The organism is Bradyrhizobium sp. AZCC 1610 (assembly GCF_036924515.1).
GTDB lineage: Bacteria > Pseudomonadota > Alphaproteobacteria > Rhizobiales > Xanthobacteraceae > Bradyrhizobium.
In genome coordinates, this window is sequence record NZ_JAZHRR010000001.1 from 3,915,204 (window position 1) to 3,932,798 (window position 17,595).

Here is a 17,595-nt window from a genome sequence, read left to right on the forward strand (position 1 = left end):
CTAACCTGCCGCGCTGGATTGCGGTTGCAGATTGGCGCGGCGGTCGACGCGCGCCACCCGCGACAACAGATAATCGACTTCGGCCTTTGCGGTCGCCGTGATGGTCGCGCCGGGCTTGCGTTGCGCGCTGGACGAAATGATGCCGCGCTTCTGCAGCACGTATTTGCGGACCGACAGGCCAGCGCCGGGCTGCTGCTCGTAACGGATCAGCGGCAGATGCGCGTCGAACAAATCGTGCGCGGCGTCGCGCTTGCCGGCTTTCGACAGCTTGACGACGTCGATCAGCAGTTCGGGGAAAGCGTAACCGGTCATGGCACCGTCGGCGCCGCGCTCCATTTCGAAATCGAGGAACAGTCCGCCATTGCCGACCAGAATGGACAGTGGCCGCAGCGAGCCGTCTTTCTGATAGCCGCGCAGCGTGGAAATCTTCTCCAGACCCGGCCAGTCCTCGTGCTTGAGCATCACGCAGGATGGCGAGTCCATCACGATCTTGCGGATCACGGCGGGCGTGAAGATGACATTGAGCGTCAGCGGATAATCCTGCAGCACCCAGGGAATCTCGTCGCCGATCGCTTCCTGCGCCTGCTTGAAATAGCCCGTGATCTGGTCGTCGGTGCGCAGGTGCGGCGGCGGCGCGATCATCACGCCGGCGGCGCCTGCGTCCATCGACGTTTTCGCCAGCGACCGCATAGAGGCAAAGCCGGGCGCCGAGACGCCGACGATGATCTGCATGGTCTTGGCGCGCTTGACGAAGCGAACCGCCACCTGCTCCGCTTCCGCGGCGTCGAGCTTCGGCGCCTCGCCCAAAATGCCGAGCACGGTGACACCATCGCAGCCGACTTCGGCGTAGAAGTCGGTCAGGCGGTCGATGGATTTCTCGTCGATGCGGCCGTCATCGTGGAACGGGGTTGGCGCGATCGCAAAAGTGCCTGCGGCCTGGGCAGTAAGCTTTGTCATGAGTGCCTCTGATCTCTTCGTCATTCCACAATGCGCAATTGCGCATTGGGGTTCGCTGCTACGCATCGCCCCCGGCCTGACATTCACTTGAATCGCCGCGCCGACTTCTTGATATCTTCCTCGGAGAAGAAGATTTCCTTGGCGTGGGTCACGATATCCTCGGCCTTCCACCCCGTAAACGGCGGCGTCCAGCCTTCCATTTCCATCATCCTCATCTCGCGGACGCCGCGCGGGCCGGAGACGCCGAGCACCTTGCCGGTCTGGTCGCCCGACAGGTCGCTGACCATGTATAGCACGGCCGGCGCGATGCCGTCCGGGCCCAGCGCAGCTCCGGGGTTCTCTTTATAGCGCGGCAGGTCGGCGGTCATGCGGGTCAGCGCGCCCGGGGCCAGCGTCCAGATCCGGATGTTGTATTTGCGGCCCTCGATCGCCAGCACGTTCGACAGTCCCCAGATACCGCCCTTGGCGGCGCCATAATTGGTCTGGCCGAAATTACCGATCAGGCCCGAGGTCGAGGACGTGTTGACGATGACGCCGCCGCCGTTCTCGCGCATCCATTTGAACACCGGCTGGGTGCAGCAGAAGGTGCCTTTGAGATGCACCTTGATTACCCTGTCCCAGTTGGCCTCCTTGGCCTTGGCAAAAGTCTCGTCCAGCAGGATGCCGGCATTGTTCACCAGGATGTCGGCGCGGCCGAAATTCTTGATGGCGTCGTCGAACACGGATTGTCCGCCTGACATGGTCGAGATGTCGGAACCGTTGGCGACGGCCCGGCCGCCCTCCTCCTTGATCGCATTGACGACCTTCTGCGCCATCGAAACGTCGGCGCCGGAACCGTCGCGCGGTCCGCCGAGGTCGTTGACCACGACCGCCGCGCCCTCGCGCGCGAACAGCTTTGCGTAGGCCTCACCAAGCCCGCCGCCCGCACCGGTGATGATCGCGACCTTGCCGTCGAGTAATCCCATGGTGTTTCTCTCCCTTACATCTTCTCGCTTTCGTGTCCCGGACGCGATGCAGCGTGAAACGCTGCTTCGCAGAGCCGGGACCCAGCACCACCCGGCCAATGGGCCCCGGCTCTGCAGCGCATCACCGGAGTCGCGCGAAGCGCGATCCCGAACGTGCTGCGCTGCGTCCGGGGCACGAGATCTAACCCAGCACCGTCTTGCCGCTCTTGATCACGGTGACGCCCCGCGACTTTACCTTGGCTTCGAACGAGACGACGTTGCCGTCCTTCCACAATTCAATCGTCACGGTCTCGCCGGGAAAGACCGGCGAGGAAAAGCGCGCGACGTGCTGCTTGAAGGCGGATGGATCGTAGTCGGCATAGGTCTGCAGCACGCCGCGGCAGGTGATGCCGTAGGTGCACATGCCGTGCAGGATCGGCCGCGGAAAGCCGGCCTTCTTCGCAAACTCCGGATCGGAGTGCAGCGGGTTGCGGTCGCCGCAGAGGCGATAGACCAGCGCCTGGTCCGGCCGCGTCGTGATGTCGACGATCTTATCGGGTGCACGGCTCGGCACCTGATGCGGTTCGGGCTGGCCTTCGGACGGTCCGCCGAAGCCGCCGTCGCCGCGGGCAAAACGCGAGGCAACCAGTGTGGCGAGCTTCTCGCCGTTCTCGTCCTTCAGCACGGTCTGGTGGCGGATCACCGCGCCCTTGTCCTTGCCCTTGTCGAAGACGTCGAGCACGGTCGAGTCAGCGGTGATCTTGGCCGCGCTCGGCAGCGGCTTGTGGAAGGTGATGTCGCGCTCGCCGTCGACCACCATCACGCGATTGAGATTCATCTCGCCGGGGCTTGAGCCCCAGGCCGCCACCGAGGCGAAGGTTGGCACGACCTTGAGGGGACGCGGGGTCAAGGTGCCTTCGTTGACGTAGGCGAGTTCGTTCTCGTCCATGGGGTCAGCGCCCAAGCCGATCCCGTAGGCGTAGAGCATCACCTCGCGGTCGGTATAGGCGTATTTCTGGCCGAGATTTTTCAGGGCCATGAGCTGTTCGTAATTGATCGGCATGCTTGAACTCTCTCCCAATTCTTTTGTTGTCGTCACCCCCGCGAAGGCGGGGGTCCAGTAACCACCGGCGTTTACTGGATCCCCGCCTTCGCGGGGATGACGACCTGTTGTTTGGCGCGCAGCGCGGGCAATTCCGTCAGGCCGCCGTGAAGAACGGCAATGGCGCGCCATCGGTTGGCTTGAACACTACCTTCACCTTCTGGCCGATCTTCAGGCTCGTTAGATCGCAATCGACGATGTTGGTCTGCAGCGACGGTCCTTCCTTCAGCGTGACATACGCGATCGCATAAGGACCGGTCGGCGATTTGCGCATCAGGCTGTAAGTGTAGATCGTGGCCTCGCCGGAAGCTTCCTCCCACTCCGTCTTGTCGGAGAAGCAGAACGGGCAGATCGAGCGCGGGAAATAATGCGGCTCGCCGCAGGCGGTGCAGCGCTTGATCATGAACTTGCCGGCCTTGGCCGCTTCCCAGAACTGCGCGGTCTCAGGATTGGTCACCGGCGCCGGATATTTTTTCGCTTCAGCCATCACACGCGCTCCAGAATGCAGGTTGAGGCGGCGTGACGCACGCCGAGAAGACCGCCGGTGCCATGGGCGATTGCGAGGTCGCAATTCGGCACCTGCACCTTCGGATGCGCTTCGCCGCGCAATTGGCGGACAGCCTCGAGGATTTTGGTCATGCCGCCGCGGTTGACCGGGTGGTTGCTGCAGAGGCCGCCGCCATCGGTGTTGAACGGCAGCTTGCCGACGCCGGAAATCAGATTGCCGTCGGAGACGAACTTGCCGCCCTCGCCCTTCTTGCAGAAGCCGAGGTCTTCGAGCTGCATCAACACGGTGATGGTGAAGCTGTCATAGATCGAGGCGTATTTGATGTCCTTTGGCGTGATGCCCGCTTCCTCGAAGGCGCGCGGGCCGGACCGGACGCCGGCCGAATAAGTGAGATCGAGATCCTTGCCGCCGCGCGGACCCTTCATCGCCTCGCCATGGCCGATCAACCGCACCAGCGGCTTCTTCAGGCTCTTGGCAATTTCCGGCGTGGTCACGATCATCGCGCCGCCGCCGTCGGTGACGACGCAGCAATCCATCCGGTGCAGCGGGTCCGAGATCATCGGCGAGTTGATGACGTCCTCGACGGTAACAACTTCCTTCAGCATCGCGTGCGGGTTGTGCTGGGCGTGATGGGAAGCCGCGACCTTGATCCAGGCGAGCTGTTCGCTTGTGGTGCCGTAGTCGTGCATATGGCGCATGGCACACATGCCGTAGGCATTGTGGGTGGTGGCGCCATAGGCGGCCTCGAAATCGGCCTCTGCGCCAGCGGCGCGCGGCGGCATCACCCCGGTGCGCGGCTTGCCGGCGAGCGTGACCAGCGCGATCGAGCATTTGCCCGCGGCGATCGCCTCTGCGGCGTGGCCGAGATGGATCAAATAGGAACAGCCACCCGTTTCGGTGGAATCGACGTGGCGCACCTTCAATCCGAGATAATCGACCATCGGCCAGAGGCCGCCGGGGGCGTCGCCGGCGCAGAAATAGCCGTCGATGTCGGCTTTGGTGAGCCCCGCATCTTCGATCGCACCCTTGGCGACCTCGGCGTGCAACTGCGCAGTTGATTTGTCGGGTGCGTGCCGGGTGGGATGTTCGTAGATCCCGGCAATGTAGGCTTTGCCCTTGATGGTCAAATCGTTCTCCGTTGGCGTTTCTTCTTCCAAGTTTTTTCTGGCCTGTCGCTGCCCCCTTGGCAAGCGCCGAAATATTCCGCAGGGCGAGACGGTAGCGACTAGACTCAACTCGGGATGATTATCAGTGGAAATCGTATCAGGCCGCAGCCGCGGATATGCCAGCGCGTTCTCGCGGCGCGACGCGCCCGAGTTGTGCCTGGTCGTTTGCTCCCTCGGGGATGAGAGGGCGCAGGGAAGACCGGGTGCGCGCTGCACCCGCGGTCTCGTGTGCAATGTGCACAAAGAAGTGCGCACACGAGCATACAGGTCCAGCGGAGAGCATCCGGCCTTCCCTGCGCAATGGTTTGACGGCTTATGGCGCGCTCTTCCCGGAGACGAATTCCTCTTGCCTCCGTCGCTGCCGGATTGACGACCGATCGAACCCGGTTGGATTCGATCAACCTCCGCCAGCTTGACACCAGCCACGGGTGCCAGAACCACACGCTTTTGCCGTACGCGAACTGCGCCGCTCGTCCTGCGCGGATCGATCGCTCACAGCCCCAAGACAAGCTTGAGGCCGCCCTGCAATGCCTCGCGCGCGCGGGCGCCTCGCGTCCACCGCAACCCGCACTCCACGTATCGTGACGACGCGTACGCCCCTCTTCGATGAGGCGGGATGGCGCGAAGATGGAGCTGATTTGGGGGAAATGGGAAGCGGAATATTTTTGCCGCGCAATCTGGACGACCCAAATCACGTTGAAATGGCTGGTGAAATTCGTTTTTGCGCGCAGCGCTTTTCATGGGTTTGGATTAGCGGGTCGCGCTGTCGCGCAGCCGAAACGCTTACTGACTGTCCGACCGGGCGACGGGCGAGAGCATGGGCGAGGCCTTCAATGGGACAGACCGAACAACAGCATTTCCGAGATTACCCCGTGATCGGACATGATGCGGACATATCAAGATCGGCGCGAATGACCCGTAGCGGAAATCATAAGACGGACTAGGTAAGTTGCGACTGTGGCCCCTCTGAAAGAGAACAAGTATGCGCTCGATCCCTTCCATTCTTTTCCGAGTTGTCGTCGCCGGGATGTTGCTATTCAACTCGGCCGCAGCGGTGCTTGCACAGGATCGCACGGAGACGCGTCGCGAGTGGGGCACGCTAGCCAATGGACGAACCGAGTTTGAAGTTTCGGACCCCGCTTTGGTGCCCAGCACCCTTGCCCTTGCGGCTGAACAATCAGGCTGCCGCTACCAAGATGACATCAAAGAGAGACCCGCTCGTTTCATACGCCCGGAAGGCCGCCGTCTTGCTATCCTGTTCTGCGCCTCCATCGTTGGCTCACATCAGGTGTTCGACGTTTCGAATGTGCTGAGGCCAACGCCGGTGGAATTCCCGATTATCGCGCACCCGGACGGCTTTGGTACAACAGCTAGGCCGGGTGTGATCACATGGGAAAAGGAAGCCAAAGTCTTTCAGGCTCAAAGGGGCTCGGACACTTCGCCTGCGGGGCTCCGCCACATCTATCGACTAGATCGCGGGACCGGAAGCTTCGTGGTCGTTCGCGTTGAATTCACGCCGCACAGCGGCGTCAAGGACGGATGGACGACGATTTGGGACGCGCCCATCTGGTCTTTCCCCGGGATGCCGAACTAAGCGGCAAGTCCACAAAAAATCGGGCGGGGCCTGCTGTTGGCACCCTTGAGACTTGCCGGCACACGGTAACGATGTCTGTTTATAGGGGTAGAGCGGAAGTAGTCGGTGTACGGTCAAACCGACGCGGATGACCAAAGCCGACGTGGGTCGCTGAACAACGACGCGCCGCGGAGACTCGGCGGTTGTTGTCAGCAGCATCCTATGACACCATCTGAGTACCGAGTTGTTATGACTTCTAGATGCCTATGCCCCGCCGGAAATATGCTTGGGAAAAGCTATCGGATGAGCAGTTGCTCCAGCAACGCCTCAGTAGTCTGAGGGTTGCGGTCGAAGGCACTTGGCTCGAGGATTGTATCAGCACTCTTTATGAAGAGCTCGAAGAGCGGGGCATCCGGCTGCGGCCACATACATGGATATCGAGCGAATGGTTTAGTCCGGCAGATGTGCCCGGCATTGCCATCCCATTCTATCTCACCCATCCCCGCCTGATAAAGATCGAGAAGAAAATGATGCTCGACGTCGAGGGCGGCACCTGGTCCGAATGCATGGCCATCCTCCGCCATGAGGCAGGCCATGCCATCCAGCACGGCTATCAGCTGCAGCGCCGCCGGCGTTGGCAGCAGCTGTTCGGCCGGTCCTCAAAACACTACCCGCGCTACTACCGGCCGAATCCAGCCAGCCGGCAATATGTCCAGCATCTTCGGCTCTGGTACGCGCAGAGCCATCCGGACGAGGATTTCGCTGAAACCTTCGCGGTGTGGCTGCGGCCGCGTTCGAACTGGCGGACGCGCTATGCCGGCTGGCCAGCGCTGAAGAAGCTCGAATATGTCGACGAACTGATGGAGGAAATCGCCGGGAAGCGGCCGCTAGTCACGACGCGGGAGCGTGTCGATCCGCTGCATGAACTCAGCCAGACACTCGGCGACCACTATAAAAAGAAGCAGGCGTTCTACGCCTTCAGGCCACCGAAGACTTACGACCGCGACCTCTCCCGGCTCTTTTCCGCCGATCCACGGCATCGCCGGGGGCAGCCGGCTTCTACATTCATCAGGCGGCACCGCGCCCACTTCAGGCAGCTGGTCGCGCGGTGGACGGGCGAGAACCAACTTACGCTTGATGCTGTACTTGACGACATGATCTCCCGCTGCCGAGAACTCAATCTGCGCGCTGTCGGCTCCGATCGGAAGCTTGTTACTGACTTCACCGTCCTGTTGACCGCCAAGACCATGCACGCGCTGTTCGGTCCCTCGCGGCGAAAATGGATCGCGCTATGAGACGCCTGCGCGTTCTGGTGCTCATGCATCCGGACTTCGTGCCCCCGGACTCCACCGATGGATACACTGCGCGGCAAATCAACGAATGGAAAACAGAATACGACGTCGTGAGCACCTTGCGTGCGGCCGGCCATGATGTTCGCCCGCTCGGTGCGCAGGAGGAAATCAAGCCGGTGCGCGAGGAGATCGAAAGTTTCAAGCCGCATGTGGTATTCACGTTGCTGGAGCAGTTTCACAACGAGCCCACGTATGACCAGCACGTCGCAAGCTATCTCGAACTGATGCAGATCCCGTATACCGGGTGTAACCCGCGCGGTCTGATCTTGGCGCGCGGCAAGGATCTGTCCAAGACATTGGTGCACCATCGCCGGATCGCGGTGCCGGCCTTCGCCGTATTCCCGATGCGCCGAAAGGTCAAACGTCCAGCGCGTCTTGCGCTGCCGTTGATCGTCAAGAGCCTGAACGAGGATGGATCCCGGGGTATCTCGCAGGCATCCGTCGTCGATACGGACGAGAAGCTCGCAGAGCGCGTCGCCTTCGTCCACGAGCGGATCGGAACCGCCGCAATCGCCGAGCAATATATCGAGGGACGTGAGCTTTATGTCGGGGTGCTCGGCAACAATCGGTTGCGAGTGTTGCCGGTTTGGGAATTGAAATTCGGCACCATGGGCGGCCAGGCCATAGCCACCGAGAAGGTCAAACACGATCCCGGTTACCAGGAGCGCGTGGGAATTGTAGATGGGCCGGCCAAGAACCTTGGCGCCGGAGGCACACGCTCGCATTCAGCGAACAGCGAAACGCATCTACCGAACACTGGGGCTCGATGGATACGCGCGCATCGACTTTCGCCTCTCTGCCGACGGCACCCTGTATTTCATTGAAGCGAACCCCAATCCCGAAATCGCGAAGAGCCAAGAGTTCGCTACAGCGGCCCGGCATGACGGACTTGATTACCCGGGCCTCTTGCATCGCATTCTGGCGCTCGGAATAAGCCGGACATACGCCGGCGCATCCGTAGGCTGAGACGGGTATGCGGAAAAGAGATTCCCATGCGAAACGGTAGGCACGGCGCAAGCGCGCCTCGGCCCACCCTACGCGTTAACCTAACCTAACCTACTCTAAGCACCACACCCACCGACCTCATCCTGAGGAGACCGCGAAGCGGTCGTCTCGAAGGATGGCAGCGGGCGAGATCGGGGGCCTCGTGATTCTCCCGGCGATGCGAAGCATCGTCCGGAGCCGGCGCTTCGCGCCTCCTCACCACGAGGGTCGCCTACTCCGCCGCGAGTTGCCGCGGCGCGGGCGGCGGGTTGACGAGGTCGGCGGCGAGTTGCGTGTAGCGCGCCTTGGCGTCCTGCACTGCCTTCTCCTTCACCAGGCCGTAGCCGCGGATGCGGTCGGGCAGCGAGAGAATTTCGACCGCGGTGTCGTGGGTGACCGGGGACAGCAGGCCGAGCACGGTGGCGACGTCCTTTTCATAGCCTGCGATCAGGTCGCGTTCGAGCTTGCGATCCGCACTGTAGCCGAAGATGTCGAACGGCGTGCCGCGCAGGAAGCGCAACTTCGCCAGTGTCCGGAACACCTGTAACATCCAGGCGCCGAACGCGCGCTTCTTCGGGCGGCCGAGCGCATCGAGGCCGCCGCCGAGAATAGGCGGCGCCAGGTTGAAGTTGAACTTGAAGTCGCCTTCGAACTGGTCGCGGAGCTGCTTTTCGAAGCGGCCGTCGGTGAACAGCCGTGCGACTTCGTACTCGTCCTTGTAGGCGAGCAGTTTTGCGTAGTTGATCGCGACCGCCCGCGGTAACGCGTCGCCATAGCCGCCATCGGTGGCCGCATCGCGCACGCGCTTCACGAGACCCCGATAGCGCTCGGCGAGCGCGGCATTCTGATATTCGGCGAGGTGCGCGCTGCGGTGGGCGATGATCTCATCCAGCGACATCGCATCCAGCGTCTTGAGCGCGACCGTCTCGTCCTGGCCCTTCATCATGGCGTCAAGCCGCGCCGGATCGGCAGCGGCGAGACGGCCGAGCTGGAAGGCCTGCGTGTTCATCTTGATCGAGACGCCGTTGACCTCGATCGCCTGCAGTATAGCCTTCGCCGACAGCGGCAGCAGGCCCTTCTGATAGGCGTAGCCCAGCATCATGATGTTGGTGGCGATGGAATCGCCGAGCAGCGCTTCGGCGGGCTTGGTAAAATCGTAGAACGACGAATCCTTGCGCAGCTCGGTTTCCAGCACGTGGTTGACCTTGCGGCTCTGGAAATTGAAGTCGCGGTTGAGGATGAAGTCGGCGGTCGGAATGACGTGGGTGTTGATGACGCCGACGGTGCGGCTGGCCTCGCAAAGCGTGATGGTGTCCTTGGCGGCGGCAACCACCTCGTCTGCCGCCATCACGAGATCGGCGGTGCCGGTGACGATGCGCGAACAGGTGACGTCAGCGGTATGCTCGGAAAGCCGGACATGGCTGAGCACCGCACCACCTTTTTGCGCAAGGCCGGACATGTCGAGGATCATACTGGCCTTGCCCTCGATATGCGCGGCCATGCCGAGCAGCGCACCGATGGTGAGCACGCCGGTGCCGCCGACGCCGCCGACCGCGATGTTGTAGGGCCGCTCCAGCGAGGGGAACGAGGCCGGCTCGGGAAGATCGCCGATGTCACCAAGACCTGTACCATCAAGACTTGCCGGCGCGCGGCGGCGCGGCTTGCCGCCGTCGATGGTGACGAAGGACGGGCAAAAACCCTTGAGGCAGGAATAGTCCTTGTTGCAGGTCGACTGATTGATGGTGCGCTTGCGGCCCATCTCGGTTTCCAGCGGCTCCACCGAAATGCAGTTCGACTGCACCGAGCAATCGCCGCAGCCTTCGCAAACGGCTGGATTGATCATGACGCGGCGCGCCGGGTCTTCCATCAGGCCACGCTTGCGGCGGCGGCGCTTTTCGGCGGCGCAGGTCTGCACGAAGACAATCGCCGAGGTGCCTTTCAGCGTACGGCACGTCCTCTGGACAGCGTCGAGTTCGTCGCGATGCGCGGTCTTCACATCAGGCGCGATCTCGGACGCCGGATAGGCGTCGGGGTTTTCCGAGACGAGATAGATATTGCGGATGCCTTCCGAATGAAGCTGGAAGGTGATCTGCTGCGGCGACAATTCGCCATCGACATGCTGGCCGCCGGTCATCGCGGTCGCATCGTTATAGAGGAGCTTATAGGTGATGTTGGCGCCGGAGGCGATCGCCTGGCGGATCGCGAGACTGCCGGAATGGAAATAGGTGCCGTCGCCGAGATTGGCGAACACATGCTCTTCCTTGGTGAAGGGTGCAACGCCGACCCACGGCACGCCCTCGCCTCCCATATGGGTGTAGGTCTCGGTCGAGCGGTCCATCCACAGCGCCATGAAGTGACAGCCGATGCCGGCAAAGGCGCGGCTGCCTTCCGGCACCTTGGTCGAGGTATTGTGCGGGCAGCCCGAGCAAAAATACGGCGTGCGGGTGACGGGTGCGACCGCCTGCATCTGGGTCGCCTGACGGCCGTTGAACCAGTCGGCCTTGGCGCGGAGCATCGCGGCGATTTCGGGGTTGAGATTAAGTCGAAGCAATCGCTCGGTCAGCGAGCTTGCCAGCGAGGCGACGGAAAGCTCGGCGGCGAAGGTCAGGAAGCGCTTGTCGTGATCGTCCATCTTGCCGACGATGCGCGGACGCACGTCGTCGCGCCAGTTGAACAGCTCCTGCTTCACTTGATTTTCGACGATCTCGCGGCGTTCCTCGACGATGAAGATTTCTTCAAGCCCAATGGCGAAATTGCGCACGCCTTCCGGCTCCAGCGGCCAGGGCATGCCTATCTTGTAAAGCCGAAGCCCGATCTTGGCGGCAACTTCCTCCCTAATCCCCAACTCGCGCAGCGCCTGACGGATGTCCTCGTAGCTCTTGCCTGACGCCATGATGCCGTAACGGGCATTCGGCGAATCCATGGTGATGCGATTGATCTTGTTGGCGCGGGCGAACGCGATCGCCGCATAGCCCTTGTAGTCCTGCAGGCGCAGGTCTTGCGCATAGCGATCGTCGGGCCAGCGCAAATTGAGGCCGCCGGGCGGCATCTCGAAATCGGTCGGGATCGCGAACGGGGTCATCTCGTCGGTGAGGTCGATCTCGGCGGTGGTTTCCACCGTCTCGGTGATCACCTTCATGCCGACCCAGCAGCCGGAGTAGCGCGACATCGCGATACCCAGCAGGCCCATCTCGATGATTTCATGGATGCTGGAGGGATAGAGGTAAGGCATCAGCGCGGAGATGAAGGCGTGGTCCGACTGATGGGGAACGGTCGAGGACTTTGCGCCGTGGTCGTCACCGGCGAGACAGAGCACGCCGCCATTTTTGGCCGAGCCCGCCGTATTGCCGTGCCGGAATACGTCGCCGCAGCGGTCGACGCCGGGGCCCTTGCCGTACCAGATGCCGACCGCGCCATCATATTTGGCGCCGGGCGACAGGTTGAGCTGCTGAGAGCCCCAGATCGCGGTCGCCGCGAGATCCTCGTTCACGCCGGGCTGGAACTTGATGTTGTATTGTTCGAGGTGTTTTCGCGCAGCGAAAAGCTGCTGGTCGTAGCCGCCGAGCGGCGAGCCGCGGTAGCCGGAAATGAAGCCTGCGGTGTTCAGCCCCGCGGCGCGGTCGCGGCGGATCTGCGCCATCGGCAGGCGGACCAGTGCCTGGATCCCGGTCAGGAAGATGTGGCCGGTGCCTTGGGTGTATTTCTGATCGAGACTGATCGGACCCTGGTTGATTCCCATTACAGCCCTCTTTGCCGTCGGCGTGAGCCTTGATCGACGATGCTTTTTATGTAGGCACCTGAACTTGTTAGAACCAGTCTATGTCGGATTTTCCAGCCGACGCACCACAAATCTCGGCCATAGAGCCGCGCATCCAAAGATCGCAATTTCGTGCCGGGAGTAACGGGGCCGCGTTTCGGTTTGTGTCGTCCGGGAGCCTCGCCGCGAAACGGCATGACATCCCTGCTCTGTCCGCTTTCGCGCTATATCGCCCCGGGAGGTCAGATGGTGCAGGGACCACACCGGACGATGCGGACGATTCTCGCCGCTCGCCGTCGCCGATGGCCATGCCCAGTCCAAGCCTGAGCTGAGAACCGAGCCGACCGGAACCGGGGGGAATCACCGGTTCCAACATTGCGGGGTTGCAGCATTGGCGCGGAACATCCGGTCGCGCCAACCATTGTCTTGCCACCTACTCTGGGATGCTAACGGAGGAACCCATTTATGGCATACCAACCCAATCCGAACGATCCCTACCGGCCTGGCCTGAGCGATGAAGAAATCCGCCACCAGGCCCGCCTCAACAGTCTGGACAATGAGTTGCAAGCCGATCCCAGCCTCGGCGAGGGTTCTCCCAGCGGCGCCAAGGTCGCCATGTTCGCCGTCGCCATCGCGGTGGTGCTGGGCGCGCTGTTCTATGGCCTCAACAACACGACCGTAAACCAGGCAGGCACCTCGCCGGACAACCAGACGGCACAGACGCAGCCGGCCAACCCTTCCGCGCCTCCGGGCATGCGTGACGTGACGCCCCGCAGCCAGCCCGGCACCACCACGGGTGCCGCGACCAACCGCCCGGCGGCTCCGGCTGATTCGAGCACGGACATGAACAAGGCGACCACACCGCCAGCCGACAACGCGCCGGCCAGCAAGCAGTAACGGTCATCATCCGAAACGACGCGCAGCGGGCCAACCGGCCCGCTGCTTTTTTTATGCTCTAGGCGTGGACTCATTAGTACGCAGCAAAATTCGCATCGAGGCTCCGGCTTCTGCCGCCTTTCGAGAAATATCGCGCTCTAGCGTGGGGCCTCCGGCTTCTTGCCGCGTCCGAGCGCGAATTGACCGACCGGACCCTCTACATGGAATTCGAGCCCCGTCATTTTTGCAAACAGATCGATGTTGCTGGTGCCGATCGCACAGCCACCAAGGCCCATATCGGTCGCCGCCAGGTAGAACGTCTGGATCATGCTGCCGACATCCTTCAGGATCAGCGAGTACGCGATTGAGCTGTATTTCCAGGAGATCCGCCCAAAACGCGCGGCGATCGTGATCAGGACCTGCGGCGGACCGGGTGCGTCCATGGCAAACTCGGCTGCCGCCGAAAGCGCCTGGAGTTGCTGTGCGGAGACCCCGATCACTACCAACGCGTGGCCGCCCGCGTCGTAGTGGTAAAATCCGCGTTCAAGCCCTTCGCAATTCGAGACCGCCAGATACAATTCCAGTTCGTACGCGCTGCCGGCCGATGGATAGGGCCTTGTGCTGTAGGTGATCTCAGGATTGCCTTCGAAATTCGCGCCGCTATTCCATTCCGATAGGACTCTGGCAGCGCCATCTAGAAACTGCGCCAGTTCGGCGAGCGTGACCGGATGCTCGTCATCGAAATCTCGGACTGAATGGCGTTCGCGCAACAGCTTTGCGAAGGGCGAGATTGGATTCGAGGTGAAGAATTTGCGCAGGTCGATCTTCTTGCCGGGCCAAGGCGGACGCACCGCGGGCAGCGGTGAAACGACGCTTGCATAGGCGAAGGTGCTGCCAACCGGATTGGCCTGTCGGCCCTCGGTGCTCCGCGTGTGAAACACGAAATCGTGGAAATCCCAGAGAACGAGATTGCCGTCGCCTTCATTCACCCGAAGGCCGTCGCCGCTTTTCGCATTGAGCTTGAGCAGGAACTGGCTATCCAGCAGCAGTTCGAGCAGATCGAGGTTGAAAGAGGCCGCGTGGCGGCGAAGCCTGCTGATCTTGTGAGGCCGCGAGAGCGCAGCGAGGGTGGCGGCAATGGCGGGATCGCGAATTCGAAACAGCGCCCCGGCGCGCGGCGATTCCAGCACCATTTCGTTGCCACGCCGGCGCAGATAGGCAAAGCGCGACAGCACGATGGTGTCACTCTCGCCGAGCTTTGCGCGTTGCGGCCAGTATTCGGGGACCTGGGGTTCGATGACCACGATGTCCTGCTCGTCACGCGGAAAGGACAGGCGATATTCGAGAAGCCCGTGCCGCGCCAGTCGATGCGCCAGGACATCGACCTCCCTCGCGATGGCGCTCTTGCCGGCAAAGGACGCGAGCGGCAGGCCGTCGGTCAGATTTCGCGCGCGGTCCATCGCGGCCGGGCTGAGGTGTCCCAGATTGACAAGATAGCCGTCCACGGAGGCGGCGATGCTTCCGTCCGCCTCCATCTGAAAGGAGAAATGACCGTTCAATCGGGCGGCGATGACTGGCGCGATCTTCCTGGTCGGCATTTTCCGGGCAGCGCGCACGAAAGATCGGCCTTTCACGTGTGCGGCAGGAAGGGAGTGAGTTCGCTTTCCGGCCGCGGGTGATCCAATAATCCAAGCCTCACCGGAACATCGTAAAGCCGGCCCGGTGCGAAGCGGCGATAGAAGTGCCGCAGGCCCGGAACAAGCACGCGAACGACAGGGACCTCAACGTCGGGCCGCGTCTGGTCGAGCACGAGGAAATCGTAACCTGCCTGGGTCGCGATCTCGACACAGGCATTCACCTGATCGCGCGTATTGTCGTGAACCTTTAGGTCGGGAGCCGGCGGAACGATCGGATTGTCGCTCGGGACCAGGAATGGATAATCTTCCAGTCGCAGCGGCTTGACACCGTCAAGCGTCGGCTTCTCACCGCTGGCGCCGCCCATCATGCCAATCGACATGAACTGGGTCAGCTCGGTGAGCGAACGCAGCAGGGCTATGCGGCGATCGAAATGCGCGCCGGAACCGAACTCGATATTCTCGTGGCCGTTCTGCATCCAGTGCATGATCGCCACGTAAGAGGGAATGCCGAGATCGCTGGTGACGTCGAGCACCCACAGCCGGCGCCCGGCATCAGCAAACTGGGCTTGCAGATCCCGGACATACGAATCGCCGAATTGCTTAAGGTCAACCTCGGCACGCTGCAGCCGGTTGTACCACCAGATGGCGTAGGCATCGCGCTCGATCAGTTCGAGGAAGCCCTGAACGATGGCTTCCTCGCGAGTGTTGCCGGCCGCGCAACCGTTTGAGTCCGTATGGAAGCCGCCATAGAAGAAGTAGAGCAGACCGGTCGGAAGATATTTGAAACGCTTGTCGCGCAACGACCAGACCGGCGACCACTCGGTCCTCATCGAAGGATCGAGCGGCTCAGGAACCGGATGTGAATCGTCCGGCTGCTCGGCATGCCTGTTTTGAAACTGCGTTTCGCTGAAAAGCTGGACGTCATTGGGGTGAAGGGCGTCGCCGGGAGCGAAATCGGTAAAGCGGCGCGCCGTCCTGATCTCGTCACCCTGGAAAATTCCCGAATAGCGCTCGATCGCCTCCATCAGCGCGCTGGCCTCGCCCTGCTCAGCCGTGGAGCCCTTGCCGAAGCTGCCGCCGCTCAGTCCGGACCTGAGCTGATCGACGCTTTGGGCTGGCCCAGAGAAATTGTGATAGGCAAAAAAATTGGTGTTCATTGGCAGATCGACCTCGATCCGCTCGAGCCGCGTAACCACTCCGGTCAGCGGGCTTACATGCTTGTGGAAGCGGGCCACGGTGGCCCGAGACGTCACCGTGCGATATCCACCGCTGGTCATGATGAGCTTGCTGCCTTCGGCGATCTCGATTGACGCCGCCGCCCGGCGTGGACTCTGCAGTTTCTTGCTGCCGCAGGTGAGACATTGCGGGCGCCGCGCGACAAAGTGCTTGGCGATGACCGCACCAGTCAGATCGAGGCTCGCAATATGATCGCGCAGATCGGTGCGAAAGCCTGAAGCAATCGCTTTCGTGATTTCGACGGCAGCGAAGTGGACCGCGATCTGTCCAACGGAGTCTTGGACCAGGGGCGATACGGCGACCGCCTGCGCCGGCCCGCGGTCGAGGAACCCCTTGATCTCGCGGTTGCGGATCATGCGATCGAACAGACAATTCCAGCAGGCGCTGTCGCCCGGTTTGAACACGGGCCCCACCAGTGGAAACACGCCAGACGGCTGCACCAGTAGCCAGGGCGTCTTGTCGGCCACGCGTTCCCGGTTCATCTCGGCCAGCCGCCGGTCCAGATAGTCGTTCACCAGCGTGATGATGAGCCTTGGCGACCGCTTGGCGATTTGAACGCCGAGTTTGCTCAAAGCCGCGCTCAGTTCCCTGGCGCCTTTGACATCGATCGACTCCACCTGCACGGGGCAATTGCGGAGATTCTGCTCCGCGACCTCGGGAGGCAGGCCGAGGCTCGCCCAATATCCAGCGACGGCGCCATCGAATGCGTGCGATGTTCCTGTAACGACGTATCGGCGGTCGAACAGCCGCTTGATCGCTTCCTCTATCTTGTCGGTCGGATAGCTCTTCGAAAGCTGGCGAACGATCTCTGGCGCAGACTTTCCATTTTTTCCGATCGCCGCGGCCACCGCACAATACAGATCGCCATGCAGGAAGAACTTGCGATCCTCGGAATAGAGGCAGACCACATCGGGAGGAAGTACGTAGGCGGTGAAGTTCGGCGCAAATCGCAAGATGTCCTTGCGGGTCTGCCTCGCAACGCGGCTCTTGCGATTGGCTGTCATGGAGGCAGCACGCGGATTTTGTTACCTGTCATTTCAGATCGCCAGCGCACCACGAACCGTTCGTCCCGTCGGACTCGTGTACCGAGGTCGACTGAGTTGGAACACACTCGCTTGTCATCGGCAAGCTGCCCAGGCTGGCAGGCGAACGGTGCAACGAAAACAAGAAATTGGCCGGGTCGATCGCTAGCCCGGCCAATGAAATTGTGGCTTGTCGATACGCAATCAGCAAGCGTCGTTGCCTAGCACCAGCGGCACCGGCCCCAAGATGCACAGCAACCTGCACATCCTATGCCTATGCCTATGCCTGGCACGCCCACCCCTATCCAACCAACGCCGCAGCCACCACAGCCACCGCAGCCGACGCCGCATCGGCAGGCTCTGCATCCACAGCCTCTGCAACCGCGACAACCACCGCATCCGTGGAAGCCACCGCATCCCCGGAAGCCGCCACATCCGCGGCAACCACCGCATCTGCCGCAGCCGCGCTGGGCCAGCTGCA

13 protein-coding genes are annotated in these 17,595 nt (G+C 62.0%); 5 read left to right on the forward strand and 8 right to left on the reverse strand.

The window, feature by feature from the left end:
* The 5 genes from V1279_RS19415 to V1279_RS19435 all read right to left on the reverse strand — a co-directional run bounded on the left by V1279_RS19415 (position 1) and on the right by V1279_RS19435 (position 4,638).
* Positions 1 to 957 carry a dihydrodipicolinate synthase family protein gene (locus tag V1279_RS19415; RefSeq protein ID WP_334438973.1) on the reverse strand — a complete coding sequence of 319 codons (957 nt, stop codon included), beginning with the start codon at positions 955 to 957 and terminating at the stop codon, positions 1 to 3.
* An 83-nt stretch (positions 958 to 1,040) separates the two neighbouring features.
* Positions 1,041 to 1,922, reverse strand: coding sequence for an SDR family oxidoreductase (locus tag V1279_RS19420; RefSeq protein ID WP_334438974.1), 882 nt, complete (start codon positions 1,920 to 1,922; stop codon positions 1,041 to 1,043).
* A gap of 181 nt (positions 1,923 to 2,103) precedes the next feature.
* Complete coding sequence (locus V1279_RS19425; protein ID WP_334438976.1) at positions 2,104 to 2,964, reverse strand: MaoC/PaaZ C-terminal domain-containing protein; 861 nt, start codon at positions 2,962 to 2,964, stop codon at positions 2,104 to 2,106.
* Positions 2,965 to 3,100: 136 nt separating this feature from the next.
* Entirely contained in the window at positions 3,101 to 3,490 is a 390-nt protein-coding gene (locus V1279_RS19430; RefSeq protein WP_334438978.1) for a Zn-ribbon domain-containing OB-fold protein, read from the reverse strand.
* A complete protein-coding gene (locus V1279_RS19435) occupies positions 3,490 to 4,638 on the reverse strand; it encodes a thiolase domain-containing protein (protein WP_334438980.1) in 1,149 nt (382 codons plus the stop codon). The genes V1279_RS19430 and V1279_RS19435 overlap by 1 nt, the downstream gene beginning before the upstream one ends.
* A 1,021-nt stretch (positions 4,639 to 5,659) precedes the next feature.
* Here V1279_RS19435 and V1279_RS19440 point away from each other — a divergent pair.
* The 4 genes from V1279_RS19440 to V1279_RS19455 all read left to right on the forward strand — a co-directional run bounded on the left by V1279_RS19440 (position 5,660) and on the right by V1279_RS19455 (position 8,568).
* Positions 5,660 to 6,271, forward strand: coding sequence for a hypothetical protein (locus tag V1279_RS19440; protein WP_334438982.1), 612 nt, complete (start codon positions 5,660 to 5,662; stop codon positions 6,269 to 6,271).
* Positions 6,272 to 6,561: 290 nt separating this feature from the next.
* Positions 6,562 to 7,545, forward strand: coding sequence for a putative zinc-binding metallopeptidase (locus V1279_RS19445; protein ID WP_334438984.1), 984 nt, complete (start codon positions 6,562 to 6,564; stop codon positions 7,543 to 7,545).
* Positions 7,542 to 8,426, forward strand: coding sequence for a D-alanine--D-alanine ligase (locus V1279_RS19450; protein ID WP_334438986.1), 885 nt, complete (start codon positions 7,542 to 7,544; stop codon positions 8,424 to 8,426). Before V1279_RS19445 ends, V1279_RS19450 begins: the two co-directional genes overlap by 4 nt.
* Positions 8,347 to 8,568, forward strand: a complete 222-nt coding sequence (locus V1279_RS19455; RefSeq protein ID WP_334446475.1) for a hypothetical protein — start codon at positions 8,347 to 8,349, stop codon at positions 8,566 to 8,568. The genes V1279_RS19450 and V1279_RS19455 overlap by 80 nt, the downstream gene beginning before the upstream one ends.
* Positions 8,569 to 8,818: 250 nt before the next feature.
* Here V1279_RS19455 and V1279_RS19460 read toward each other — a convergent pair whose 3' ends face one another.
* Positions 8,819 to 12,325: an indolepyruvate ferredoxin oxidoreductase family protein gene (locus V1279_RS19460; RefSeq protein ID WP_334438988.1), complete on the reverse strand. Its 3,507-nt coding sequence runs from the start codon at positions 12,323 to 12,325 to the stop codon at positions 8,819 to 8,821.
* A 483-nt stretch (positions 12,326 to 12,808) separates the two neighbouring features.
* Here V1279_RS19460 and V1279_RS19465 point away from each other — a divergent pair, with 483 nt between their 5' ends.
* Positions 12,809 to 13,240, forward strand: coding sequence for a hypothetical protein (locus tag V1279_RS19465; RefSeq protein WP_334438990.1), 432 nt, complete (start codon positions 12,809 to 12,811; stop codon positions 13,238 to 13,240).
* 137 nt (positions 13,241 to 13,377) lie between these two features.
* Here V1279_RS19465 and V1279_RS19470 read toward each other — a convergent pair whose 3' ends face one another.
* Positions 13,378 to 14,754, reverse strand: coding sequence for a SagB/ThcOx family dehydrogenase (locus tag V1279_RS19470; RefSeq protein WP_334446477.1), 1,377 nt, complete (start codon positions 14,752 to 14,754; stop codon positions 13,378 to 13,380).
* Positions 14,755 to 14,849: 95 nt separating this feature from the next.
* Complete coding sequence (locus tag V1279_RS19475) at positions 14,850 to 17,096, reverse strand: TOMM precursor leader peptide-binding protein (RefSeq protein WP_334438991.1); 2,247 nt, start codon at positions 17,094 to 17,096, stop codon at positions 14,850 to 14,852.
* Between the last annotated feature and the right edge of the window lie 499 nt (positions 17,097 to 17,595).